At 38.8% G+C, this 26,028-nt stretch carries 23 protein-coding genes; 11 read left to right on the forward strand and 12 right to left on the reverse strand.

Going from position 1 to position 26,028, the window contains the following annotated elements; translation table 11 throughout:
- Nucleotides 1–327: 327 nt before the first annotated feature.
- The 3 genes from argS (at nt 328) to folD (ending at nt 4,675) form a co-directional block, all read left to right on the forward strand.
- Nucleotides 328–2,106: an arginine--tRNA ligase gene (argS, locus tag BKM32_RS13070; protein WP_076664168.1), complete on the forward strand. Its 1,779-nt coding sequence runs from the start codon at nt 328–330 to the stop codon at nt 2,104–2,106.
- A 255-nt stretch (nt 2,107–2,361) separates the two neighbouring features.
- Entirely contained in the window at nt 2,362–3,690 is a 1,329-nt protein-coding gene (gene ffh, locus BKM32_RS13075) for a signal recognition particle protein (protein ID WP_053975700.1), read from the forward strand.
- Nucleotides 3,691–3,790: 100 nt separating this feature from the next.
- A complete protein-coding gene (folD, locus tag BKM32_RS13080; RefSeq protein WP_076664169.1) occupies nt 3,791–4,675 on the forward strand; it encodes a bifunctional methylenetetrahydrofolate dehydrogenase/methenyltetrahydrofolate cyclohydrolase FolD in 885 nt (294 codons plus the stop codon).
- A gap of 60 nt (nt 4,676–4,735) precedes the next feature.
- Here folD and rluF read toward each other — a convergent pair whose 3' ends face one another.
- Genes rluF through BKM32_RS13110 form a run of 6 tightly spaced genes read right to left on the reverse strand, consistent with a single transcriptional unit; the run spans nt 4,736 to nt 9,814 of the window.
- Complete coding sequence (rluF, locus tag BKM32_RS13085) at nt 4,736–5,494, reverse strand: 23S rRNA pseudouridine(2604) synthase RluF (RefSeq protein WP_076664170.1); 759 nt, start codon at nt 5,492–5,494, stop codon at nt 4,736–4,738.
- Between the two features lie 16 nt (nt 5,495–5,510).
- Nucleotides 5,511–6,338, reverse strand: coding sequence for an alpha/beta fold hydrolase (locus tag BKM32_RS13090; RefSeq protein ID WP_076664171.1), 828 nt, complete (start codon nt 6,336–6,338; stop codon nt 5,511–5,513).
- Complete coding sequence (locus BKM32_RS13095) at nt 6,338–6,700, reverse strand: cupin domain-containing protein (RefSeq protein WP_076664172.1); 363 nt, start codon at nt 6,698–6,700, stop codon at nt 6,338–6,340. Before BKM32_RS13095 ends, BKM32_RS13090 begins: the two co-directional genes overlap by 1 nt.
- A 5-nt stretch (nt 6,701–6,705) precedes the next feature.
- The gene (locus BKM32_RS13100) at nt 6,706–7,671 is read right to left on the reverse strand and encodes a YitT family protein (protein ID WP_076664173.1); all 966 of its coding nucleotides are present in this window, start codon (nt 7,669–7,671) and stop codon (nt 6,706–6,708) included.
- Nucleotides 7,672–7,686: 15 nt separating this feature from the next.
- Nucleotides 7,687–8,241, reverse strand: coding sequence for a hypothetical protein (locus BKM32_RS13105; protein WP_053975694.1), 555 nt, complete (start codon nt 8,239–8,241; stop codon nt 7,687–7,689).
- A gap of 40 nt (nt 8,242–8,281) precedes the next feature.
- Nucleotides 8,282–9,814 carry a helicase HerA-like domain-containing protein gene (locus BKM32_RS13110; protein WP_076664174.1) on the reverse strand — a complete coding sequence of 511 codons (1,533 nt, stop codon included), beginning with the start codon at nt 9,812–9,814 and terminating at the stop codon, nt 8,282–8,284.
- 104 nt (nt 9,815–9,918) lie between these two features.
- Here BKM32_RS13110 and BKM32_RS13115 point away from each other — a divergent pair, with 104 nt between their 5' ends.
- On the forward strand, nt 9,919–10,548 hold the full coding sequence (locus tag BKM32_RS13115) for a 7-carboxy-7-deazaguanine synthase QueE (RefSeq protein ID WP_053975692.1): 630 nt from the start codon (nt 9,919–9,921) through the stop codon (nt 10,546–10,548).
- 52 nt (nt 10,549–10,600) lie between these two features.
- On the opposite strand, the gene BKM32_RS13120 is transcribed toward BKM32_RS13115, so the two are convergent.
- Entirely contained in the window at nt 10,601–11,137 is a 537-nt protein-coding gene (locus BKM32_RS13120; RefSeq protein WP_076664175.1) for a DUF2911 domain-containing protein, read from the reverse strand.
- A 234-nt stretch (nt 11,138–11,371) separates the two neighbouring features.
- On the opposite strand from BKM32_RS13120, the gene asnB reads away from it, so the two are divergent.
- On the forward strand, nt 11,372–13,036 hold the full coding sequence (asnB, locus tag BKM32_RS13125; RefSeq protein WP_076664176.1) for an asparagine synthase B: 1,665 nt from the start codon (nt 11,372–11,374) through the stop codon (nt 13,034–13,036).
- A gap of 375 nt (nt 13,037–13,411) precedes the next feature.
- The gene (gene gyrB, locus BKM32_RS13130; protein ID WP_076664177.1) at nt 13,412–15,352 is read left to right on the forward strand and encodes a DNA topoisomerase (ATP-hydrolyzing) subunit B; all 1,941 of its coding nucleotides are present in this window, start codon (nt 13,412–13,414) and stop codon (nt 15,350–15,352) included.
- Between the two features lie 52 nt (nt 15,353–15,404).
- Here gyrB and BKM32_RS13135 read toward each other — a convergent pair whose 3' ends face one another.
- Entirely contained in the window at nt 15,405–15,740 is a 336-nt protein-coding gene (locus BKM32_RS13135) for a cupin domain-containing protein (protein ID WP_076664178.1), read from the reverse strand.
- Between the two features lie 235 nt (nt 15,741–15,975).
- Here BKM32_RS13135 and mdh point away from each other — a divergent pair, with 235 nt between their 5' ends.
- The 5 genes from mdh (at nt 15,976) to BKM32_RS13160 (ending at nt 22,866) form a co-directional block, all read left to right on the forward strand.
- Nucleotides 15,976–16,902 carry a malate dehydrogenase gene (gene mdh / locus BKM32_RS13140; protein WP_053975687.1) on the forward strand — a complete coding sequence of 309 codons (927 nt, stop codon included), beginning with the start codon at nt 15,976–15,978 and terminating at the stop codon, nt 16,900–16,902.
- 149 nt (nt 16,903–17,051) lie between these two features.
- Nucleotides 17,052–17,690: a hypothetical protein gene (locus BKM32_RS13145; protein WP_076664179.1), complete on the forward strand. Its 639-nt coding sequence runs from the start codon at nt 17,052–17,054 to the stop codon at nt 17,688–17,690.
- A 196-nt stretch (nt 17,691–17,886) separates the two neighbouring features.
- Nucleotides 17,887–20,907, forward strand: coding sequence for a protein translocase subunit SecDF (gene secDF / locus BKM32_RS13150; RefSeq protein WP_076664180.1), 3,021 nt, complete (start codon nt 17,887–17,889; stop codon nt 20,905–20,907).
- 168 nt (nt 20,908–21,075) lie between these two features.
- Complete coding sequence (locus tag BKM32_RS13155) at nt 21,076–22,371, forward strand: phosphoribosylamine--glycine ligase (protein WP_076664181.1); 1,296 nt, start codon at nt 21,076–21,078, stop codon at nt 22,369–22,371.
- Between the two features lie 3 nt (nt 22,372–22,374).
- Nucleotides 22,375–22,866 carry a GNAT family N-acetyltransferase gene (locus BKM32_RS13160; RefSeq protein ID WP_076664182.1) on the forward strand — a complete coding sequence of 164 codons (492 nt, stop codon included), beginning with the start codon at nt 22,375–22,377 and terminating at the stop codon, nt 22,864–22,866.
- Here BKM32_RS13160 and BKM32_RS13165 read toward each other — a convergent pair.
- The 4 genes from BKM32_RS13165 to cysS form a co-directional block, all read right to left on the reverse strand.
- Entirely contained in the window at nt 22,828–23,322 is a 495-nt protein-coding gene (locus BKM32_RS13165) for a DUF192 domain-containing protein (protein ID WP_076664183.1), read from the reverse strand. The two genes, BKM32_RS13160 and BKM32_RS13165, sit on opposite strands and share 39 nt — an antisense overlap.
- A gap of 1 nt (nt 23,323) precedes the next feature.
- A complete protein-coding gene (gene lgt, locus BKM32_RS13170; protein WP_076664185.1) occupies nt 23,324–24,154 on the reverse strand; it encodes a prolipoprotein diacylglyceryl transferase in 831 nt (276 codons plus the stop codon).
- A gap of 79 nt (nt 24,155–24,233) precedes the next feature.
- Nucleotides 24,234–24,455, reverse strand: a complete 222-nt coding sequence (yidD, locus tag BKM32_RS13175) for a membrane protein insertion efficiency factor YidD (RefSeq protein WP_076664186.1) — start codon at nt 24,453–24,455, stop codon at nt 24,234–24,236.
- 74 nt (nt 24,456–24,529) lie between these two features.
- Nucleotides 24,530–26,011, reverse strand: coding sequence for a cysteine--tRNA ligase (gene cysS / locus BKM32_RS13180; protein WP_076664188.1), 1,482 nt, complete (start codon nt 26,009–26,011; stop codon nt 24,530–24,532).
- Nucleotides 26,012–26,028: the final 17 nt, after the last annotated feature.

Here is a 26,028-nt window from a genome sequence, read left to right on the forward strand (position 1 = left end):
ATAAAGTGAACGGTATCTCCTACTAAAAAATGAAAGTATCGACGAAATGCATAGAATTGGCAATTTTATTGAGAAGTTTCTGTTAAATTTTGAATTCTGTTGAGTGTTTTTATAATGTTCTGACTTGTAATTTGTTGGGGTTTTTTAATTCATTTTAGCGAATAACTTTGAAGAGGTAAAGTTGCTATAGAAAGATGGGTTGTATTCAAATAGCAATTCTGTAGGCATCCTCGTAGGAAAAGAGGAGTTATAGAGATGTATGTTGTGGTGTATTGTTATTGAAATACTGTTAAAAGTGCTATCTTTGCACACTTAAAAATAAGCAAAATGAATCTTCAAGACACTTTATCGAAATACGTAAAACAGGCTGTTAAAGATATTTTTAATGCTGAATTGGAAACTGTAGAATTTCAGGCAACACGCAAGGAATTTGCAGGAGATATAACAGTTGTGGTATTTCCTATGTTGCGTGTAGTAAAAGGAAATCCTGTTCAAATTGGAGAACATATTGGAGCGTATTTGGTAGAGCATGTTGAAGAGGTGAAAGGCTATAATGTTGTAAAGGGCTTTTTGAATGTTGAAATTGATGATGCATATTATTTAAACTTCTTTACCTCTATTTCAGGGAATGCCGGATACGGTTTTGTAACTCCGGAACCTAAGGACAAGGCTATTATGGTGGAGTATTCTTCGCCTAACACCAACAAGCCTCTGCATTTGGGACATATTAGAAATAATTTGTTAGGATATAGTGTTGCTGAAATATTGAAGGCTTCAGGTAAAAAGGTCTACAAAACACAAATTATCAACGATCGTGGAATCCATATTTGTAAAAGTATGTTGGCTTGGAAACGATATGGTAATGGGGAAACCCCTGAAAGCACAGGTTTGAAAGGTGATAAATTGGTAGGGAACTATTATGTAAAGTTTGATCAGGAATATAAAAATGAAATCCAAGGGTTAATAACTCGAGGTCTATCGGAAGAAGAAGCCAAAAAACAGGCGCCTATTTTATTGGAAGCTCAGGATATGTTGCGTCAATGGGAAGCAGGAGATAAAGAAGTTGTCGAACTGTGGACTAAAATGAATGGTTGGGTATATGAAGGTTTTGATATCACTTATAAAAATTTAGGTGTTGATTTTGACCACTTGTATTATGAAAGCCAAACCTACTTATTAGGGAAGGAATTTGTAACCGAAGGGTTAAAATCTGGAGTGTTTTATAAGAAGGAGGACGGTTCTGTGTGGTGTAACCTAACCGAAGATGGTTTGGATGAAAAGTTAGTGCTTAGAGCTGATGGTACTGCAGTTTACATGACTCAGGATATTGGTACTGCTATTCAGCGAATCAAGGACCATCCGGATGTTGGAGGGATGGTGTATACAGTAGGTAACGAACAGGATTATCATTTCCAAGTGTTGTTTTTGATTCTAAAAAAACTAGGATTCGACTGGGCCAAAAATTTGTACCACTTGAGTTACGGAATGGTGGATTTACCTTCTGGAAAAATGAAAAGTAGAGAAGGAACTGTAGTGGATGCCGATGATTTGGTAGATGAAATGGCCGCTACAGCCAAAGAAATTTCGGATGAATTAGGGAAATTGGATGGGTATACCGAAGAAGAAAAAATAGAGCTTTACAAAACCATTGGTTTGGGAGCTTTGAAGTATTACATCTTAAAGGTTGATCCTAAAAAACGAATTTTGTTTGATCCAAAGGAATCTATCGATTTCCAAGGGAATACTGGACCTTTCATTCAATACACCTATGCCAGAATTCAATCCATCCTAAGAAAGGCTGGGAATGCATTGGGAGGAACTTATGGAAACATCTCATTACATGACAAGGAAAAAGAGCTGTTAAAGCAATTACAGTTATTTCCTGAGGTTGTGCAAAACGCAGCTAACAATCATAGTCCTGCATTAATTGCCAATTATACGTACGATTTGGTGAAGGAGTTCAACTCATTCTACCAAAATGTATCTATCCTAGGAGCCGATAATGACAATGACAAAAACTTTAGAGTTCAGTTGTCCAAAATGGTTGGGGTAGTGGTTAAAAACGCCTTTAGTCTTTTAGGGATCAACGTACCAGAGCGCATGTAGGTTTCAACTTAAAGTTGGTTTTAAATTTTAAAAAATCACTCTAAAGCTTACATTGGGGGTAATTCCAAGGGAACTGATTTCTTCGGTAGAAACTGTGTATTCATTTAAGGTGTATTTTGAAAAAATGCATATAAAAAAATATTTAAAAGGGGTTGCTCGCCATAGTAGCCCTTTTTTCTTTTAGAATTAAGATGATTACTTCCTTAATATATTACAAATTGTTAACTTTGCACTTCTTAAAATTTCAGGAATAATATGTTTAATAATTTAAGTGAAAAGTTAGATAAAGCCTTACACGTTCTTAAGGGACATGGAAGTATTACAGAAGTCAATGTAGCGGAAACTCTTAAAGAGGTGAGAAGGGCTTTGTTGGATGCCGATGTTAACTTTAAGATAGCCAAAGAATTTACCAATCGTGTAAAAGAAAAAGCACTTGGCCAAGATGTATTAACGTCTTTACAACCAGGGCAATTAATGGTGAAATTGGTCAAGGATGAATTGACCGAGTTAATGGGAGGTGATGCCGAAGGAATCAACCTTTCTGGAAACCCAAGCGTTATTTTGATGTCCGGTTTACAGGGATCTGGTAAAACTACCTTTTCAGGAAAATTAGCAAATTACCTAAAAAACAAGAAAACTAAGCGTCCGTTATTGGTTGCCTGTGACGTTTACCGTCCAGCGGCGATTGATCAGTTGCACGTAGTAGGGGAGCAGATTAATGTTGAGGTTTATAGCGACAAGGGAAATCCTGATCCGGTTGCTATTGCTCAAGCCGGTATTGCTCATGCAAAAGCCAACGGATTTAATGTGGTAATTATCGATACCGCGGGTCGTTTGGCAGTAGATGAGGCCATGATGACCGAAATCTCAAACATCCATAATGCTATACAACCACAAGAAACATTGTTTGTGGTAGATTCCATGACTGGTCAAGATGCGGTTAACACGGCTAAAGCCTTTAACGATGTATTGAACTTTGATGGGGTTATCCTTACCAAATTAGACGGGGATACTCGTGGGGGAGCTGCCATTTCTATTAAGTCTGTAGTAAATAAACCAATCAAGTTTATTGGTACAGGTGAGAAAATGGAAGCGATAGACGTGTTCTATCCTTCACGTATGGCCGACCGTATTTTGGGGATGGGGGACGTTGTGTCCTTGGTTGAGCGTGCGCAAGAGCAGTTTGATGAGCAGGAAGCACGTAAACTTCAAAAGAAAATTGCAAAGAACCAGTTTGGGTTTGATGATTTCTTGAAGCAGATTCAACAAATCAAGAAGATGGGTAATATGAAGGACCTTATTGGGATGATTCCTGGTGCTGGTAAAATGATGAAGGATATAGATATCGATGATGATGCCTTTAAAGGAATTGAAGCGATCATTCACTCTATGACTCCAGAAGAGCGTTCTAACCCTTCAATTATCAATGCCAGTCGTAAAAAACGTATAGGTAAAGGTTCTGGAACATCGGTTCAGGAGGTTAACCAATTGCTGAAGCAGTTTAACCAAATGAGCAAAATGATGAAGATGATGCAAGGTGGCGGCGGTAAACGCATGATGCAGGCCATGAAGAATATGAGATAAAATATCAACTTATAAAGGTTGTCTCCCTGGACGCAGGCGGGTGAGATTTTAATGATAAGTTTTTGGTCTATTCTGCGAGTGACCAACCAAAACGGAAGAAATGACAATTTTAGACGGTAAGAAAATCAGCAATGATATTAAAGATGAGATAGCGGTCGATGTTCAGGGCATGATTGCGAATGGTGAGAAAGTGCCGCATTTAGCTGCGATTTTAGTAGGGACCGATGGTGCGAGTATGACTTACGTGAATGCTAAAGTTAAAGCTTGTGAGAAAATCGGGTTTAATTCAACTTTGATAGATTTGCCAGAAGAAACTACCGAGGCCGTTTTATTGGAAAAAATCCACGAATTAAACACAAATGATGATATCGACGGATTTATCGTTCAGTTGCCTTTGCCGAAGCATATCGATGAGCAAAAAGTATTGATGGCAATCGATCCTGATAAAGATGTTGATGGATTCCACCCAACAAACGTGGGTAGAATGGCTTTGGATTTGCCAACCTTTTTACCGGCGACTCCATTTGGAATTATGGAATTGTTGGAGCGTTATAATATTGAAACCTCAGGAAAAAATGTGGTGGTAATGGGACGCAGCCATATTGTTGGTCGCCCCATGAGTATCTTAATGAGCCAAAAGCGTAAGGCTGGTGATGCTACCGTTACTGTGGTACATAGTCGTACTAAAAACTTGGCAGACATTACTCGTAGTGCCGATATTATCGTAGCCGCTATTGGTATTTCAGAATACCTAACAGGTGATATGGTTAAAGATGGGGTGGTAATTATCGATGTTGGTATTACACGTGTGCCAGATGAGACTAAAAAGGCAGGTTACCGTTTAGCTGGTGATGTGGATTTTGCAAGTGTAAGTCCTAAGGCTAGTTATATTACCCCTGTTCCAGGTGGTGTAGGGCCTATGACAATTGCTATGTTGCTTAAAAATACCTTATTGGCAAGAGAAAGACATCAAGCAGCAAAATAGAAGTTTTGCTAATACATAATAAAAAAGGAGCTCATTGAGCTCCTTTTTTATTATAAATATCTAAGGGTTTTTACGTCTTGTTGGTGGTTTTGGGGTATAGCTTTTGGTTGAGCCTTGTAATAGTTTTTCAAGTCCGTTCATTTCCTCTTTGGTAAGTTCACGGTATGCTCCAAGAGGTACATCAAGATTGATATTCATGATTCTTACACGCTTTAAGGTTTGTACTTCGTAACCCAAATACTCACACATGCGACGTATTTGTCGGTTAAGCCCTTGGGTTAATACAATCTTGAATTCATACTTGCTTAACTTTTCAACTTTACATTTTCTGGTAACTTGATCTAGAATAGGAACACCCTTAGACATACGCTCGATAAACGTTTGCGAAATAGGTTTGTCAACAGTTACAATATATTCCTTTTCGTGGTTGTTGCTAGCTCTAAGAATTTTATTGACGATGTCCCCATCATCGGTCAATAGGATCAATCCTTCACTGGGTTTATCCAATCTTCCAATGGGGAAAATACGTTTAGGGTAATTTATAAAGTCAATGATATTGTCTTTTTCAACTCGGGTATCTGTAGTACAAACAATACCTACGGGTTTGTTGAAAGCAAGGTATACAAAACTTTCTTTGGTGTTGGTGACTAATTTTCCATCCACATGAACCTCGTCGCTAGGGGCTACTTTTGTGCCCATTTCAGGAACTTTTCCGTTAATGGTCACACGTCCAGCATCAATAAGTTTATCGGCTTCTCTTCTTGAGCAATAACCAACTTCACTGAGGTATTTATTTAATCGTTTCAATTGATCTTCCATGGCGCAAAGATAGTGTTTAACCCTCTAAAAAAGAATGAATATGATTGCTTACCGTAGCATTGTTGAGTGAATGACCAAAACCATTGGTGGTGATCAATTTACTGTTGTGGTAGGCATTTTTAAGTAGAAGGGCATCTTGATAAGGAATGATTTTATCCAATTCATCATGGATAATCAGTGTTTTTGGTGTGATATTAGAGATGAATTTGGAAGTTGAAAACTCTTTAGGAGTAACGCCAAATCTGTCTCGAATAATGGAATTGAGTTGATTGGACACTCTTCTGTTGTATCCTAACATTTCTACATAACGATTCAATATTCCAGAAAACTCAGAAGGAGCTCCCAACAAAATCATTTTTTGGATTGAGGAGATCTGATGGGTGTGTTGAAAATAAACCGAAGCCATGCCACCAACCGAATGCCCAATAATAATGCTTGGGCTATATTTTTTAGCAACCACATTTATGAATTCAGCATAGAGAAGGGCGTTAAAGCGCTTGCTTCCTGAATTTCCATGTGCCGGAGCATCTAAAGCTACAATGTTGTAATCCTTTGTTTTTAGTTCATGGATGAGGTTTTTCCAGCGTGCCGAATTGCTTTCCCAACCATGAACCAATAAAACGGTTTCTTTCTTCCCAAGCCAACGATAGGTCATTATGGGAATGTTGTTGTATTGTAATTCTTCCTTGAAAGCCGTGTTTAAAAAATCCGATTGTTCTTCATTAGGCCTGCCCTTTAAAGGAGTTGAAAATATGCTTAAGGCCTTTTCAGCAGCAAAAGATTTCGAGATGAAACTTGAGGTGTTCACACTTAGTCCCACAAGTTTAACCAAAGTATTTTTCATTATGATTCTCTATTGACCAAGTCCATTGAAAACGCGGGTTTGCAAATAGCAAGGTATTCGCAAGGTTCTGTAAATGGATTGGAGTATTGTATTCTAGTATGCTTGTTTATTTTAATAGATTGACCTTCTTTTAGCACAATGGTTTCTCCTTCAATAATGAATTGCTTTTGACCTTTTATAATGAAAGTATATTCATCAAATTCCGGTGTTTGGAAAGGTTCGCTCCAGCCGGGAGGTGCAACCATATGGGCAATGCTTAATTGGGTGTCGCCATTGGTGGCCACTCCAAAATGTTCCTTAATTACTTTTCCATCATCGGTGGGAACAACAAAAGGATTGTCTTGGACGGTATAATTTTTCATCGACTTTATTTTAATGGTTTTCTCTTAATCATGCCTCCTTTAATGTCCTTGACAACTCCCATAATGATGAAAGCGTTTTTGTCTATCTTATCAGTTTCGGTGTGTAATTTAGCCAATTCCAACCGAGTCACCACAGTATAGATAATGTCTTTTTCGTAGCTCTTTCCGTGTTGGCCATAACCGCCTTTTCCAGCGTAAATGGTACAAGCACGACGTAGTTTTTCAATAAGCATGATTCGTATTTCTTCATGTTTTTCAGAAATAATGGTCACACCAACATATTCTTCCACACCATCAACAACAAAATCAACAGTCTTGGCAGCGGCAAGATAGGTGAGGATGGCGTAGAGTGCCGTTTCTATTGAAAGAATATAGGCGCCAAATGAAAAGATAATAATGTTAGTTACCAATAGGACGTCACCAACAGTCATGGAGAGCTTTCGGCTTAAATAGATGGCCAAAACTTCGGTGCCGTCAATAACGCTACCACCACGCATGGCCATTCCAATTCCCAACCCTAGGAAAAAGCCTCCAAAAACAGCAATGAGCAGTTTGTCATCGGTAATAGTGGGATACTCCACAAAATGTACCACAAAGGCCAAAAAGGCTATTGCGCTAATACTTTTTAAAGCAAATTTAAGGTTGAAGGTGAGCGCGGCCAAAATCAAAAAGGGGACATTGACCAAGACAAGAAGAAAGCCCAGTTCAATGTGGGTGATATTTTCCAATAACAGGGAAATTCCAGTAGCACCTCCATCGATAAAGCGATTGGGCAATAAAAACCCTTTTAATCCAAATCCAGCCGAAAACACACCAAGGACAATAAAAAAATAGGACCTGATGGCATGTGACAATTCTACCCGTAAGGATGTTACCATTGGCTCAATTTGCTTTTTGGAAACAGGTTTGTGGTCTGATTCCAAGCGTTTGCGCGCAATGTCGGCGAGTAGTTTTGAAAAAAAAGGGTTCATTGCTTTATTTCATATCTAGTTCCAGTGTACGAAAAAGTACTTCACTTTGGCACTGTCTGGAATTTGTGATTTTTCAATCTTCAAATTCATGTCAAACCTTAAGTTGGCAGGCAATTCTTTTTTGTCAATCGTAAATGAGGCGTTGATTTCATCAACAAATACTACAACAGTGTTGATAAGGTTATTGATTCTGGTAATTTTATACGAATCTTGAATTTCCTTAAATGTACTTACCGTAGAAATATTTTTTCCGGTCTTGAAACGTGGATCCATAATCTGTACACTTTCTATGGTGGCGGTAGAATCCAATGCTTGAGTTGGAGTCAATACCAATAACTTGTCTCCGGTTTTTGTGAAAATTTCTATATCGCTGCCTCCGCTCATATATTCATCACCTGTAATTGGTTGGGCAATGGAATCCTGGGCAAAAATCATTTTGAGATCTTTAACTTTTGTAGAATCGGTAAGCAATCCTACATGCTGCTTTTCAATGGCAAAAGGATCTTGTTCCTTTTTACAGCTTACCGCTAAAATTGATAGAATACTGAGGCTTAAAATAGATTTGTACATTTCTTTAAAAATGGTTTGTAATTAATATTAGGTTAAAGGTTTATTTTAAAACTTTGTTAAGTATACCAAAGACACCACGGATAAATGAGGGACTGGTCACTACTTTAATTAAGGGATCTAAAGAGTTGTCGCGCTTGGTAGAAGCTGTTTGCTTTCTTTGAGCTTTCTCTATGGTTTTTTGCTCCTGTTGGGCTTTTTCTTGAGTTTCTTTTGCTTGGGCTACTTCAATTTTCTTGTTCAGTAGTTCGTAGGCACTTTCTCTGTCAACAGTCTCATTATATTTTTTGACCAAATTAGATTTGGAAAGTAATTCACTTAATTCTGTTTCGGTTAGAATGTCCATTCGGCTCATGGGAGCACGCATCATGGTTGCTACTAAAGGCGTTGGTCTTCCTTTTTCATCCAATGCAGAAACTAAAGCTTCTCCTGTTCCCAATGAAGTCAGGACTTCCGTTGTATCGTAATAGTCTGTTTCAGGATAGTTTTCAGCGGTAAGCTTAATGGCTTTTCGGTCTTTGGCGGTAAAGGCTCTTAAGGCATGCTGGATCTTAAGTCCCAATTGTCCCAAAACAGATTCTGGCACATCGGTAGGATCTTGCGTTACAAAATAAATCCCGACACCTTTACTTCTGATAAGTTTTATGATACTCTCTATTTGGTTGAGCAAGGCTTTGGAAGCTTCATCAAAAATAAGATGGGCCTCATCGATAAATAGTACCAGCTCTGGTCTTTCGCCATCACCTTGTTCTGGAAATGTAGAATAGATTTCAGCCAAAAGACTTAGCATAAAGGTTGAAAACAGTTTAGGTCGGTCTTGAATGTCTGTAAGGCGAATGATATTAATGTACCCTCTGCCTTCTTCGTTTACACGTAACAAATCTTGCGGATCAAACGAGCGTTCACCAAAAAACAAATCGCCTCCTTGTTGTTCCAGTTCCACAATTTTTCTCAAAATGGCTCCAGTGGAAGAGGTTGAAATACGTCCGTAGGCAGCTTCAAATTCTTCTTTGCCCTCATCGGTAGCATATTGAAGAATCTTTTTGAAATCCTTCAAGTCCAAAAGCGGCAATTGGTGGTCGTCACAGTATTTAAAGATAACGGCGATTATCCCTGCTTGGGTTTCGGAAACATCCAATATTCTGGAAATTAACACAGGGCCAAATTCACTCACTGTGGCTCTTAGCCGAACGCCATCTTGTTCCGAAAGGGTGAGGACTTCAACCGGGAAGGCTTTACTTTCAAAAGGAAGGCCAATGAGTTCGTGGCGTTCTTCAATTTTTGGATGACCAGGACTTGGTTTGGCTAAACCACTAAGGTCACCTTTGATGTCCATAAGCAATACAGGAATTCCTTTTTCAGATAAATTTTCGGCCAACACCTGCAGGGTCTTGGTTTTTCCTGTTCCCGTGGCACCAGCAATAAGGCCGTGACGGTTCATGGTTTTTAAAGGTATATTTACAAAGGCTTTGGGCAATGTTTTCCCGTCCAACATAGCTGAACCTACTGTGATAAAGTCTCCTTTAAATGTGTTTCCTTCTTGAATGATATTGAGAAAGTCTTCCGTTTTGCCCATAGTCCCAAAATTTTTATAAAAGTACTAATCTTGCAGCAATACGCTGGAAAATCTTTTCAATATTTTAACAAGAAACTTCTACTAGTAACCTATCTTTGCACTCTATGAAACAAGATGTACAGACCTTGGTAGACAAGGGACTAATGTTGCCTTTGATGGAGGAATTTTACACCATTCAAGGAGAAGGATTTTATAAAGGAACAGCGGCCTACTTTATTCGTGTAGGTGGTTGTGATGTTGGATGCCATTGGTGTGATGTGAAGGAAAGTTGGAATGCCGAAATCCATCCGCCTACCGAAACCTCCAAGATTGTAGAAAACGCTGCAAAATATAGCGATACCATTGTGGTTACTGGTGGTGAGCCATTGACTTGGGATATGACGGAGTTGACACGACAGTTGAAGGAGAAGGGATTGAAAGTTCATATTGAAACGTCTGGGGCTTATGAGTTGAGCGGTACTTGGGACTGGATTTGTCTATCACCAAAAAAAATGAAGCTTCCAACACAAAAAGTGTATGAGAATGCCAATGAGCTTAAGGTGATTGTCTATAATATGGATGATTTCCGTTTTGCTGAAGAGCAGGCGGCTCAAGTGAACAAAGACTGTATTTTGTACTTACAGCCAGAATGGAGCAAACGCGAAAAGATGATTCCGGAAATTGTGGATTATGTCATGAAAAATCCAAAGTGGAAAGTGTCTTTGCAAACGCATAAGTACCTAAATATACCCTAATAAAAAAGGCCTTGAATTTTCAAGGCCTTTTTGTTGTGCTATGTAAAAGAATTTATTTCACTTCAATTGGGATGGCTACTCTAAGGGTATCCCATCCTAAATACATGGTGGCATCTTTATCAAAAGTAATTGAAAATGCTTCCAAAGCTTTTTTGTCTTCACTTACCGGAACGGTAACTCTCGCGACATCTTGTGCTTCGTCATAGGAATAAGCTCCCCAAACATTGGTAGCGGAATTCAAAATAATTGTCCATTGCTTTTCACCTGGAATTGTAAAAAATGAATACGTTCCTGCTTTTACAGGTTTTCCAGCAAAAACAACGTCTTTAGAGAACGTGATTTCAGTAGCTTCATTGGCTCCTGTACGCCAAACTTTGCCTTCTGGAGTCAATTTGCTTAGTGGGCGTCCCTTCAATTGAGGGCGGCTGTATATTACTTTAATGCTCTTGTTGCTTTCTTTGTGGCTAGTAGGATATGCAGCTGCATCCATTGGACTTTTGTCTAAATCGCTGAATTCTTGGGCATTTATACCTTGCGACAAAAACATGGTGAATGCCAGTAAAAGTGTTGTGATGATTCTATTTTTCATAAAAATGTTTTTTTTGACTGTTTAAAGATAGAAGAATTTGTAAAAATAGTTTCCGAAAAATCATACATTTTAAATTGACAATTGAAATGTGAATGGCTTAAAACCTTTGTTTTTAAATAACGAATTTTATTTAAAAATATTTTAAAAGTTACAAATTGAAAGCATAATGTGTTATTATGTTTTTATTATGATATGTAAAATACATCTTTGACATGTAATTAAAACTTGATTAATATGTGTGGAATTGTATGTGCATTCGATTTAAAACAGAAAGCAGAAGATTTAAGGCCCCAAGTATTGGAGATGTCTAAAAAGATCCGTCATCGCGGACCGGATTGGAATGGGATCTTTAATAATGAAAAGGCAATTTTGGCGCATGAACGTTTGGCTATTGTAGATCCCACCTCAGGGAAACAGCCGCTGTTGAGTGATGACGGTAAGTTGGTGTTGGCGGCCAACGGCGAAATTTATAACCATAGAACTTTACGTAAGGAGTTCACAGGGACTTATGAGTTTAAAACAGAAAGTGATTGCGAAGTTATCTTGGCGCTTTATAAAGAGCGGGGAGTTGATTTTGTAGATGAGCTCAACGGTATTTTTGCCTTTGCTATTTATGATGTAGATAAGGATGAATATTTTGTGGCTCGTGACCATATGGGAATCATTCCTTTATATATAGGATGGGATGCCAATGGAACTTTTTATGTGGCTTCCGAATTGAAAGCGCTGGAAGGTATTTGTACTAAAATTGAATTGTTTCCTCCGGGGCATTATTTATATAGTAAGGATGGCGAATTTGTGCAGTGGTACAAAAGAGATTGGACCGATTATGAAGCTGTAAAGGATAATGAAACGAGTATTGAAAAAATCAAGGAAGCTTTGGAAGCAGCCGTACACAGACAATTGATGAGCGATGTGCCTTACGGGGTACTGTTGTCTGGGGGCTTGGATTCTTCGGTAACATCGGCCATTGCTAAAAAATATGCTCAAAAACGTATTGAAAGCGATGATGTGTCCGATGCTTGGTGGCCGCAATTACACTCCTTTTCTGTAGGATTGGAAGGCTCACCGGATTTGGCTGCGGCTAGAAAGGTAGCAGATCACATAGGTACGGTGCACCACGAAATAAAGTTCACCATTCAGGAAGGCTTGGATGCTATTAGAGATGTTATCTACAACTTGGAAACTTATGATATCACTACCATTAGGGCAAGTACGCCAATGTATCTAATGGCTAGAGTGATCAAGTCTATGGGAATTAAAATGGTATTGTCAGGAGAAGGTGCCGATGAGCTTTTTGGAGGTTATTTGTACTTCCATAAAGCGCCAAATGCGCAAGAATTCCATGAAGAAACTGTGAGAAAGTTGAGCAAACTTCATATGTATGATTGCTTAAGAGCTAACAAAAGTTTGGCTGCTTGGGGAATTGAAGGGCGAGTACCGTTTTTGGACAAGGAATTTATGGATGTGGCCATGAGCATCAATCCGCAGGATAAAATGATCAACGGAGAGCGTATGGAGAAATGGGTCGTGCGTAAGGCTTTTGAAAGTTATTTGCCAGAAAGCGTTGCTTGGAGACAGAAAGAGCAATTTAGTGACGGTGTAGGGTATAGTTGGATTGATACCTTGAAGGAATTGGTAAGCGAAGCCGTTACCGATGAGCAACTGGCTAATGCTAAGTATAAGTTCCCTATACAAACCCCTACCAATAAAGAAGAGTTTTATTACCGTTCCATATTTGCAGAGCATTTCCCTAGTGATGCGGCAGCTTTATCAGTGCCACAAGAAGCTAGTGTGGCCTGTAGTACCAAAGTTGCTTTGGAGTGGGATGAAGCCTTTAAAAACATGAACGATCCATCGGGTAGGGCTGTTGCAAATGTACATGCCGAGGCCTATTAAGGTCTAAATTAGATTTCGTAGTTTTGTTTGTGAAACCTAAAATGTCGCCTCTGCGGGATTTTAGGTTTTTTTGCTTTTTGCCGATAAACTAAAAATGACAAAAATCTATTTTAAGGCCTTTTTTAGCCTTTTTAAGACGGTTTTGAGTAATTAACAATTGTTGATAATTTTGAGTCAAACTCTCTAAAAAGCTTTTTAATGGTGTCTTAAATTCTTATCTTTGTGAGTACACTAAAAGATGCCGTACAGGGCATTTTTTTATGGGTTATTGTAAAAATACTTGCTGATTTTTTATGTGAATGATTAATGTAGTTTTTAATTATTTGAAAATCAGTTTATTGTAAAATTTTAAAAGAAAAAATAACATATTAATATATGAAGGAAGAATTCAACAAGCACAATTATTCGGCGGATAGTATCCAGGCGCTTGAAGGGATGGAGCACGTACGTATGCGTCCATCCATGTATATTGGTGATGTAGGAGTACGAGGGTTACACCACTTGGTTTATGAGGTGGTTGATAACTCAATCGACGAGGCTCTTGCAGGTCACTGTAACAACATTACGGTTATTATCAATGAAGATAATTCCATTACTTGTGAGGACGACGGACGTGGTATTCCGGTAGACCTTCACAAGAAAGAAGGAATTTCTGCTTTAGAAGTTGTAATGACCAAAATTGGTGCTGGGGGTAAATTCGATAAAGATTCCTATAAAGTATCAGGAGGTTTGCACGGGGTAGGTGTGAGTTGTGTGAATGCGTTGTCTGAGCATTTAAAAGCCACCGTTTACAGAGACGGTAAAATCTGGGAGCAGGAGTATGAAAGAGGAAAATCTCTGTATCCTGTAAAGACTGTTGGTGAAACTGAGCGCAGAGGTACTACGGTAACTTTTAAGCCAGATCCAACAATTTTCCAACAAACCTTAGAGTATAGCTATGATACCTTGGCAAGTAGAATGCGTGAGTTGGCTTACTTGAATAAGGGAATTACCATTCACTTGTTGGATAAGAGAAACAAAGACGAAAAAGGTGAATATATAGGTGAAACTTTCTATTCTGAAAATGGATTGAAGGAATTCATTACCTATTTGGATGGAAACCGTGAACCATTAATGAAGGATGCCATTGCCTTTGAAGGTGAGAAAAATGGTGTGCCAGTTGAGGTAGCCATGATTTATAACACCTCATATGCAGAAAACCTACATTCATATGTAAACAATATCAACACCCACGAAGGGGGAACGCACTTATCTGGTTTTAGAAGAGGATTGACCCATACCTTGAAAAAGTATGCCGATGAATCTGGAATGCTGGACAAGTTGAAATTTGATATTGCTGGAGATGACTTCCGTGAAGGTTTAACGGCAATTATTTCGGTGAAGGTAGCGGAGCCTCAATTTGAGGGACAAACCAAGACCAAATTAGGAAACCGAGAAGTGTCTGCTAGTGTGAGCCAGGCGGTTTCAGAGATGTTGACTGACTATTTGGAAGAGCACCCAGAAGATGCCAAATTAATTGTTGAAAAAGTAATCCTTGCAGCCCAAGCACGTCATGCCGCTCAAAAAGCGCGTGAAATGGTGCAACGTAAAACGGTTATGAGCATTGGAGGGCTTCCTGGGAAACTGAGTGACTGTTCAGAGCAGGATCCAACAAAATGTGAGGTATTCCTTGTTGAGGGGGATTCGGCAGGTGGAACTGCCAAACAAGGTCGTGATAGAGCGTTTCAAGCTATTTTGCCTTTGAGAGGTAAAATCTTGAACGTGGAAAAGGCAATGACCCACAAGGTATTTGAAAACGAAGAAATCAAGAATATCTTTACCGCTCTTGGGGTGACTATTGGAACCGAGGAAGACAGTAAAGCCTTGAACCTTTCAAAGTTGAGATATCATAAAATTGTGATCATGTGTGATGCCGATATTGATGGTAGCCACATTGCAACCTTGATTTTGACCTTCTTCTTCAGATATATGAAAGAGTTGATTGAAAACGGACATATTTATATCGCAACGCCGCCACTTTACTTGGTGAAAAAAGGAAACAAAAAGCAGTATGCGTGGAACGATAAGGAGCGTGATGCTATTGCCGAAGAGTATGGTGGAAGTGTAAACGTACAACGTTACAAAGGTCTTGGAGAGATGAACGCCGATCAGCTTTGGGAAACAACCATGAATCCTGAGTTTAGAACTTTGCGTCAAGTGAATATTGACAACGGAAGTGAGGCAGACCGTATTTTCTCAATGTTGATGGGAGATGAGGTGCCGCCACGTAGAGAGTTCATTGAAAAGAACGCTATTTACGCAAATATTGACGCGTAATTGCAAATAGAAATAGATTAAAAAAGAGTGCTGAAAAGCACTCTTTTTTTGTTTATAAAAACTCTTCCCTAATAGGAGAAAAACTATCTATTAATCTCACATGTTCTGTGAGCGTCTGTATAGAGTGTTTCAGGTTGGAAGCTACTTTAAAACTGTCGCCAGCATGCAAGGTGTGTTGTCGGTCTTCAATAAAAAACAGTAAAGAGCCAGTTACTACATAAGTGATTTGTTCGTGTGGGTGATGGTGAAAAGGATCTGGCACTTCCATAGGGCCATTATGAAAATCGATGATGGTTACCATCAGGTCGTTTAGGTGGATCACTTTTCGTTGGATATCGGGATTGGAATTCACGGGTTGAAACCCATCGTCTGCTTTGATAACTTCCATTTTGTATTGTGATTTCTTATTGAGAATGAACCAATAAAAGTACGGGATTTTTTTGTGTTTTCTAGTTGAATTTCTTGAAAGTTGAGGTTGGTAGACAAGGTTTTTTACGTTTTGAAAACGGGCTTAAAATTGTTGCAAATATCCTTGTTATTTTATCTCTTTAGGCTTCATTAACCGTATAAAAATTCGTATTTTTGGCAGACTTAAAATCAACAAATACTAAAAATTTTTTTATATGAAAGTAACAGTAGTTGGAGCTGGTGCGGTTGGTGCCAGTTGCGCGGAATATATTGCAATTAAGGATTTTGCAAGTGAGGTGGTTTTGTTGGATATCAAAGAAGGTTTTGCCGAAGGTAAAGCTATGGATTTGATGCAAACAGCTTCTTTAAACGGATTTGATACCAAAATCACAGGGGTAACCAACGATTACACCAAAACTGCAGGTAGTGATATCTGTGTAATCACTTCAGGAATTCCTCGTAAGCCTGGAATGACTCGTGAGGAATTGATTGGAATCAATGCTGGAATTGTGAAAACAGTGTCTGAAAACTTGATTGCAAATTCTCCAAACACAATCATCATTGTGGTGAGTAACCCAATGGATACTATGACCTACTTGGTACACAAAACATCTGGACTTCCTAAAAACCGTATCATAGGTATGGGAGGAGCTTTGGATTCAGCACGTTTCAAGTACAGATTGGCAGAGGCTTTAGAAGCGCCTATCAGTGATGTAGACGGAATGGTTATTGGTGGACACAGCGATACAGGTATGGTGCCGTTAACTGCCCATGCAACCAGAAACAGTATTAAAGTAACTGAGTTCTTATCTGAGGAAAGATTGGAGCAAGTTAAGGAAGATACTAAAGTTGGTGGAGCTACTTTAACTAAATTGTTAGGTACTTCAGCTTGGTATGCACCAGGAGCAGCAGTAAGCGCTTTGGTACAGGCTATTGCTTGTGACCAAAAGAAAATGTTCCCATGTTCTGCATTGTTGGAAGGTGAGTTCGGTTTATCTGACTTGTGTATCGGGGTACCAGTAATTTTAGGTAGAAACGGTATTGAAAGCATCGTAGAAATTGAATTGAGTGATGCTGAAAAAGCACATATGGCTGCTAGTGCAGAAGGTGTTACAAAGACCAACGGTTTGTTGGACGTATAATCACCAAACATTAAAAGATTGAAAAGGTTGCCTAATGGCAACCTTTTTTTGTAAGAAGCTATTTATAAGTAGGTTTTAAATCTGATATAGTACCTTAATTTATGCGGGATTCGGCGAGTTCAATCTTGAAATTTTTATATATTTGGCGCATGAATTCAAGATGGTACATTAGTACTTTAATAATTATCCTTTCACTCTTAGGGGGAATTGCAACAAAACAGCACAATCCTGTTCCAAATCAGGAAATCGTGTTGCAGTTTTCTAATGGGGATGTATCATCAGTTGAAGCCAAAAAGGCCATTGTCGAGCTAACCGAACAACTGCAACAAGTAGGGGTTGAACATATCAAGGTTAGTGAACTTCAAGACGGACAGTTAAAAATTACCTATTACAGCGATACAGATGTTGCCAGTATCAAAAAATTATTGGCAGACGATGATTTGTTGGAGTTAGGGTATACTGGAGTTGAGCATAAAGGGCAATTTCCAAAAGTTCCTGTTAAAGATCCTTCGGTTAAGTATGATCTAGATGTTTACGAAATCCACAAGGGAGATCATTCCGCTTTTGATTTAGGCGGAAAGATGGCTGTGGAATTGAAAGCAGACCACGATCGTTCTTTCATGGCCCACGAATCCTTATCTGTGGAGGTGTTCAGTATTGAAACGGTTTCAACAGACATTAAGGTAGCTTATAAATTCTACAAAAATATTGCACTTGCAATAGACAATATCTCCAAAAAAATCCCAGAAGTAAGGGCAGGCCCCTGCTTCAACGGGAGGTTAGGATAAATTCTTCCCACAAATTATCACAAAAGAAGCTTTCAATGACAATAAAAGGTACAATGGAAGCCTCAAAAACACAGTTCGCTTTATGGTGTAATTCCATAAACGGCTAACCACTTACAAAATCATTTAGAATAATTGTCAAATCAAGGGTAAATTCTATATTTGCCCGATTAAAAAATTGACCAATAAATAATTAAAAATGCAAAACAAAGGATTAGTAAAATTGTTTGCACTATTGTTTGGACTGGTAAGTATCTATCAATTATCATTTACCTTTAAATCCAATCAAATAGACGCAGCTGCAGAAGAAGCAGCATTTAGTAAATACGATACTCCCGAAGAAATCAATGCTGAGGAGATTCGTTATTTGGATTCACTTCAAACCTATAAAGTTGAGGTGGACGGAAAAAGACAAGGTATCAAAGTATTTGACATAGGTATTGCAGATTATACCTATAATGAGGTAAAAGACAAGGCTATGAACCTTGGTTTGGACCTTAAAGGAGGTATCAACGTAATCTTGGAGATTTCGGTTAAAGATATCTTGGAAGGATTGGCTAACCACACTACAGATCCAGTATTCAACAAAGCATTATCTGATGCTGAGGAAATCCAAAAAGATGCTCAAGAGCCATATTTGGAGTCTTTCTTTACAGCGTTTGACGCTATTAAAGGAGATACAAAATTGGCGTCTCCAGACATTTTCGCCAACCGTACCTTAAGTGAAGAAATCACTATTGACATGTCTGACGACCAAGTTAAGGATGTTATCAAGAAAAAGGTAGATGAGTCTATCGTATCTGCTTTTGAGGTATTGCGTAAGCGTATCGATAAGTTTGGGGTAACACAACCAAACATCCAACGTTTAGGAAATTCAGGACGTATCCTTGTAGAGCTTCCAGGGGCTAAGGATGTAGAGCGTGTTAAAAAATTATTACAAAGTACAGCTCAGTTAGAGTTTTGGGATGCTTACAGAGGTGACCAATTCTTACCTTTCTTGGCACAAGCCAACGAGGTGTTGAAGCCAATTGTAAATGCTGAGAAGAAAACCGAAACAGAAGTAGCTGAGGTTGCTGAAACTGCAACAGATTCTACAACTACAGAAGAAGGAAACGCTGATTTATTGGATAAATTGGTAGGTGAAACTTCTGCTGATTCTACAGATGTGGAAGCAAATCCAATTTTGGATTTATTGAGAGGTTACGGAGCAGGAGGTGCTTCTGTAGCAACTTTTGAAGCTAAGGACAAAGACTTGATCACGTCTTACTTGAACAATCCAAAAGTAAGAGCTTTATTGCCAGCTGAGCAACGTTATGTGAAATTTGCATGGGGTATCCAACCTAAGGATAGCGACTATGTAGATTTATATGCATTGGTTGGAAACAGAGAAAATGAGCCAGAATTGAGTGGAGCTGTAATTACAGATGCGCGTCAATCTTACAACCAATTAGGGAAGCCTTCCGTAAGCATGCAAATGAACAGTAAAGGTGCTAAGATTTGGGAAGAAATGACTGGTAGAGCTTACCAACAACAAAGCCAAATTGCCATTGTATTGGATGACATCGTATACTCTGCACCTGGTGTAAGTACAGGGCCTATCTCTGGAGGTAACTCTGAAATTTCTGGTGCTTTCACACTAAATGAGGCAGTGGATTTAGCAAACGTATTGAGAGCTGGTAAATTACCTGCGTCTGCCGATATCGTTCAAGCTGATGAGGTTGGACCATCTTTAGGAAAAGAAGCTATCGACTCTGGAATCAAATCATTTATGATTGCCTTGGCTTTAGTATTGGTATGGATGATTCTTTACTATGGTGTTGCGGGTAGCTTTGCGGATATCGCATTGTTGTTCAATATCTTGTTGATTTTTGGGGTGCTTTCAGGATTGGGAGCAGTATTGACACTTCCTGGTTTAGCGGGTATCGTATTGACCATTGGTATGTCGGTGGATGCTAACGTACTTATCTTTGAGCGTGTCAGGGAAGAAATTGCGGCAGGTAAGACACAGCAAGAAGCTATTAAAGACGGTTTCTCAAATGCATTGTCTTCAATTTTAGATGCTAACATTACAACTGGTCTTACGGCAATCATCTTATTTGTATTCGGTACAGGGCCAATCAAAGGATTCGCAACTACCTTATTAATTGGTATCGTAACATCCTTGTTCACTGCAATTTTCATTACAAGAATTTTAGTAGATTGGTATGTAAACAAAGGGAAGTCTTTAGAATTCTCAACTGGATTAACAAAAGGTTTGTTCAAAAACACGAACATCAACTTTATTACCAAAAGAAAAGTTGCTTACATCATTTCAGGAGCCTTATTGGTATTGAGCATCGGGTCCTTAGCTACTAAAGGTTTGGATCAAGGTATCGACTTCGTTGGAGGTAGAACTTACCAAGTGCGTTTTACTGAAGACGTGAAGCCAGAAGAAGTTAAAGCTAACTTGATGGATAAGTTTGGTAGTGCGGAAGTAAAAACTATCGGAAACTCACACCAGTTGAAAATTTCTACTAAATATAAAGTAGACGAAAACTCAGCAGAAGCTGATGAGGAAGTACAAACAATGTTATTTGACGCCTTGAAGCCTTACTTGCCTTCAGGAATGTCTTACCAAGATTTTGCCGATGGTAAAAACGGTATTGGTAAAGTATTGTCAAGTAAAGTAAGTCCAACCATTGCCGATGATATCAAGAAAGAATCTTTCTGGGCAGTATTAGGATCTTTGGTTGTAGTATTCCTATACATCTTGTTGCGTTTCAAGAAATGGCAATTCTCATTGGGTGCTGTTGCGGCGGTATTCCACGATATTATCATTGTATTGGGTGTGTTCTCTATCACGCATTCTTTCATGCCATTCAGCATGGAAATCGATCAAGCTTTCATCGCGGCCATCTTGACGGTAATTGGTTACTCGCTAAACGATACCGTGGTTGTATTTGACCGTATTAGAGAGGTGCTTGCAGAGAAATTAGGATTCAAAGGAGGCGCTAATATCAACTCTGCAATCAACAGTACATTGAGTAGAACCTTGAATACTTCCCTTACTACTTTGGTAGTATTGTTGGCCATGTTTACCTTTGGAGCAGATTCATTAAGAGGTCTATTATTTGCCTTGATCGTTGGGGTAGTTGTAGGTACTTACTCTTCTGTATTCATTGCAACACCTATCATGTATGATTCTTTAAAGGATAAAGGTGAAGCGCCAAAAGAAGACTAATAATTTCTTTATATAATTTGAAAAAGGCTACCGTTTTGGTAGCCTTTTTTATTGGCTAATTATTAACTAAAAATTACGCTGCCTTCTAATTTTTGAATTGATTATTTGACTAATTTTGAATCGAAAAATTAGACGTTACGTTTATGATTATTTTTGACTTTTTGGAGTGTGAGAGCACAACCTACACCTCCTAGAAAACTCCTCTTTGTTTCTCGATGGGGAGAAATATTGGATATTGCCTATGCAGCTTCACTAGAAGGCAATCAAGTAAAAATGTGTATTGAAGATAAGGACTCCCGAGAAATTGGCTTCGGGTTCCTTAAGAAGGTTAGGGATTGGAAAGCTCATATCGATTGGGCCGATCTTATAATTTTTGACTATACCGGCTATGGAAAGGAATGTGAAGACTTGCGAGCCCAAGGTAAATTGGTGTTTGGTGGCACTGAATATACCGATAGGTTGGAACTCGATAGGGATTTTGGCCAAAGCGAATTGAAACGCCACAAGATAAAAACCTTGCCTTATAAGGAATTCTTTAGTTTTCAAGAGGCTATTCAATACATTCAACAGCATCCCAATGCCTATGTAATTAAACCTTGTGGCGAAACTCAGGACATTAAACAATTATTGTTTGTAGGGAGTGATGATGAAGGTTTGGATGTCATTAGGGTTTTGAAAGCCTACGAAAAATCTTGGGGAGATGAATTTGGAACATTTCAATTACAGAAAAAAGTAAAGGGTGTAGAGATTGGGGTTTCTGCCTTTTTCAATGGTACCGATTTTCTAGCGCCAATCAACATTACGTTTGAGCATAAGAAGCTATTTCCAAGGGAGCTTGGTGTGTCAACTGGTGAAATGGGGACAAGCATGTTTTGGGCCGACAAATCTCCAATTTTTGAAGCTACTTTAAGGCATTTTAAAACCAGCCTGGCAAAGCACAAGTTTGTGGGGCATATCGACCTGAATTGTATCGTTAATGGTAAAGGAATCTATCCATTGGAATTCACCTCGCGTTTTGGCTATCCGCAAATCTTGATTCAACGGTCTTCTATTGTTGAGCCTATCGGCGAAATGTTGTATAAAATTGCTTCGGGACAACAGTTTAGGATTTCCGTGAAAAAGGGCTTTCACGTAGGCGCGTTTATCGTAGTGCCTCCATTTCCTTATAATGATAAAAAATCCTTCGAGCTCTTTTCAAAGGACGCTGTGGTGGTGGTTAAAAGGAATGCTAAAGAAGGGGTGCATCCAATGCATTTGAAGAATGTTAATAATGAATGGCTGATTACCGGAAATACGGGGATTGCCGTTTTGGTAACTGGATCTGGACTTACCATGAAAGATGCCCAACGATTAATGTATAACAGGATTCAAAACGTCATCATTAACAATGGATATTACAGAACCGATATTGGTGATCGTTGGTTTGAGGATTCCGATAAATTATGGTCTTGGGGACTGCTATAAGTAATGGAACTATTAGACTACACGGATAAAGCTAATCTTTTTTTTGAAAAACTTCCAGAGGATTGGCAAGAGGCTATTGTGCCGTTTTGGGAAGCTATTAAAGAAACCACAACAATTTATGTGATTAAAAATAACCATCAAATTATGGTGGGAGGGCTTGTGTTCAAGCAATGCCCACCAGATTTGTTGTATTATAAAGAAGACGCTGAAAATTGGTTTTCAAAAGGATATCTATATCTAGGTTTTATTTACACCATAGAAGCCTTTAGGGGGCAGAAATTGGGTTCGGAATGGTTGAGATTGGTAAGGGGAAACTATCCTCAAAATGGCTTTTGGTTAGCTATAGAAGATGAAACTTTGCATAGTTTTTATAGGAAGAATGGCTTTGAAAAAAGTGAATGCATTACAACGCCATATGGTGATACAGAAATCATTTATAGTTGTTCGCCGTTGCTTTTAGAGTCTAGTAAAATCGATTCGATCTCCGGCACTTAAATTCCATTCATCAGAAAGCCCTCCGTTAATTTCCAATACATATTGGGCTGGGGCAGTGGAAGGCAAGGAAGTTTCATCAAAAGGCTTGGCATTTTTTTGGATATTGATAATGGTTTTATCCTTGTCAATAAAGATAATGTCCAAAGGAATCCGCGTGTTTTTCATATAAAAACTATGGAATTCTTCCCTTGGAAATATAAAAAGCATGCCTTGATTGTTTTCCATGCTGTTGCGATACATCAAGCCAGTTTGGGTTTGGTAGTCGTCATCGGCAATTTCAATAGAAATGGTTTTTACAAGGGAGTCGGAAGCTGCTTTGTAAAGACTGAGCGTGCCTTCTTTCTTAAATTCAACAATAATCTCTTTGACAACCTTGGGTTCATTCTTACAGGATATAGCCATTAGGGCCATAAACATGGAAAGGAGAAGAAGGCCGCCAATAGATATTTTGCGCATTTTAGCTCAATTCAGTTTTCGGTTTGTATACAAACATGAAGTAAAGGCCAATAAGAATAAATGGAATACTTAACCATTGTCCTGTGTTCAACGCCCAATCGGCACGTTCGGCATTTTGGGCTTCCTTCACAAATTCTACACAGAAACGGATGGTCCACAAAAGCACTAGGAACAAACCAAACAAAAAGCCTTGTTGTTCGCTTTTGTTGGTTTTCCAATAGAAATACCATAAAATCAAAAACACCAAAATATAAGCTCCAGATTCGTAAAGTTGAGCAGGGTGTCTTGGCACTTGCATGTCCTGAGGCAGTTGCTTAAAGATCACGCCATAGTCACTTCCTGTTGGTTTTCCAATAATTTCAGAATTGATGAAATTCCCCAATCTTACAAATACAGCACCAGAAGCTACAGGAATTACCACGCGATCCAAAATCCAAAGCACCGATTTATGAAGTACTTTTTTATTGTAAAGATACATGGAAACAATCATGGCAATAGCAGCCCCGTGACTAGCCAAACCTTGAAAGCCTGTAAAGTGAATGCCGCCTTTAAAACTGAACGGTAAAAAGATACTGAAAAAGTCTTCCTTGAACAGTTCGGGTTGGTAAAAAATCACATGTCCCAATCGGGCACCCAACATAATCCCTACTACTGAATAGATAAAAAGTGAATCCAAAGAGGCATCGCTTTGGTTCTCGTGCTTGTAGATGCGTTTCATAATGGCAAGTCCAAGGACAAATGCCACAATCCACATCATGCTATAATAGTGTAAGGTAAAAAAGCCTAAATCGATTCCTTTTGAAGGGTCCCAAACGAAGGATAAAAAATGCATATGATAAAAATTTTCAAGGGTAAATATAGCACTTTGAAAAAGACTACACGTTATGGTTTTGGTAAATTAATGTGTTGGGTTAGGGAACAGGGTCATAACCACTGCCTCCCCACGGATGGCAGCTCAATATCCGTTTTATGGAGAGCCAGCCGCCTTTAAAAAGGCCGTGTTTTTGAAGTGCTTCTTTGGTGTAGTGTGAGCAGGTTGGTTGGTAACGACAAGTAGACGGTGTGAACGGGGATATCATTGTTTGATATACCTTGATAAGAAATAGAAAAGGAGCAATGAGCAACTTTTTCATGAGGCTAAATTATAATTAAATAAGGGTGCAATACTATTGCACCCTTTTATATTATAGGTAGACTGCACAACCAATTAGTTGGTCGTAAAAGTGGTGCCGTCTTTACCATCTTTTAACTGAATGCCAGCTTCAGCCAATTCATCTCTAATTTTGTCAGACATGGCAAAATCCTTATTGGCTCTTGCTTCCTGTCTTAATTTGATCAACAGTTCTACTGCACCTGAAAGTTTATCTGTTCCAGAATCTTCTGCAGTTACATTTACCAAACCTAAAATATCAAACACAAAGGCATGAATGGTTTCCTTTAAAGTTTTTAAATCTTCTTCGGTAATACTCGCGCTTCCTTCTTTCAATTGATTGATGAACTTAACGGCCTCAAAAAGGTTGGCCACCAAAATAGGGGTGTTAAAGTCATCGTTCATGGCGTCGTAGCAGCTCTGTTTCCATTCCAAGACATTGAAAGTAGAATTGCCTGAGGGAGTAATACTGTCCAATAGATTGATGGCATCCATAAGTCTATAGAAACCTTTTTCACTTGCCAATAAGCCATTATTGGTAAAATCCAAGACACTTCTATAGTGCGCCTGAAGCATAAAGAAACGTGCTACACTCGGTGAATAAGCTTTTGTAATATGAGGATTGTCTCCTGAGAAAATTTCATTTGGCAAAATGTAATTTCCAGTAGATTTCGCCATTTTCTTACCGTTCATGATCAACATGTTGGCATGCATCCAATAGTTTACGGGCGCATGGTTGTTGCAAGCTTCGGCTTGAGCGATTTCACATTCATGGTGAGGGAATTTTAAATCCATTCCGCCGCCATGGATATCAAATTGTTCTCCCAAATATTTCGTGCTCATGGCAGTACATTCCAAATGCCATCCAGGGAATCCATCACTCCAAGGCGAAGGCCAGCGCATAATGTGTTGTGGTTCTGCTTTTTTCCAGAGGGCAAAATCCTGAGGGTTTTTCTTATCTGTTTGTCCATCAAGTGCGCGCGTATTGTGAATTAAATCCTCAACATTACGCTTGCTCAAGATACCGTAAGGCTTGGTTTCGTTGTATTTTAAAACATCGAAATAAACAGACCCATTTACCTCGTAAGCCAATCCGTTATCAATGATTTTTTTGATAAGTTCAATTTGCTCAATGATATGGCCTGTTGCCGTTGGCTCAATACTTGGCGGTAAAAAATTGAAAGTATTTAGGATGTTGTGGAAATCAACGGTGTAACGTTGTACAACCTCCATAGGTTCAATTTGTTCCAAACGGGCCTTTTTGGCAATGCGGTCTTCACCAACATCAGCATCATTCTCCAAGTGACCAGCATCTGTAATATTTCTAACATAACGCACTTTATAGCCAAGATGCTTTAGATATCTAAAGATAACATCAAAAGACATAAAGGTTCTTACATTTCCTAAATGGACATTGCTATAAACCGTAGGTCCACAAACGTACATGCCTACATAGCCGTCGTTGATAGGTTTGAACGCTTCTTTTTGTCCGCTAAGTGAATTGTATATAGAAATAGGTTGTTGCTCGTAAAGTTGCATGCTGATGTATTACGTTA

The sequence above is a fragment of the Mangrovimonas sp. DI 80 genome (assembly GCF_001975575.1).
GTDB classification, from domain to species: domain Bacteria; phylum Bacteroidota; class Bacteroidia; order Flavobacteriales; family Flavobacteriaceae; genus Mangrovimonas_A; species Mangrovimonas_A xylaniphaga.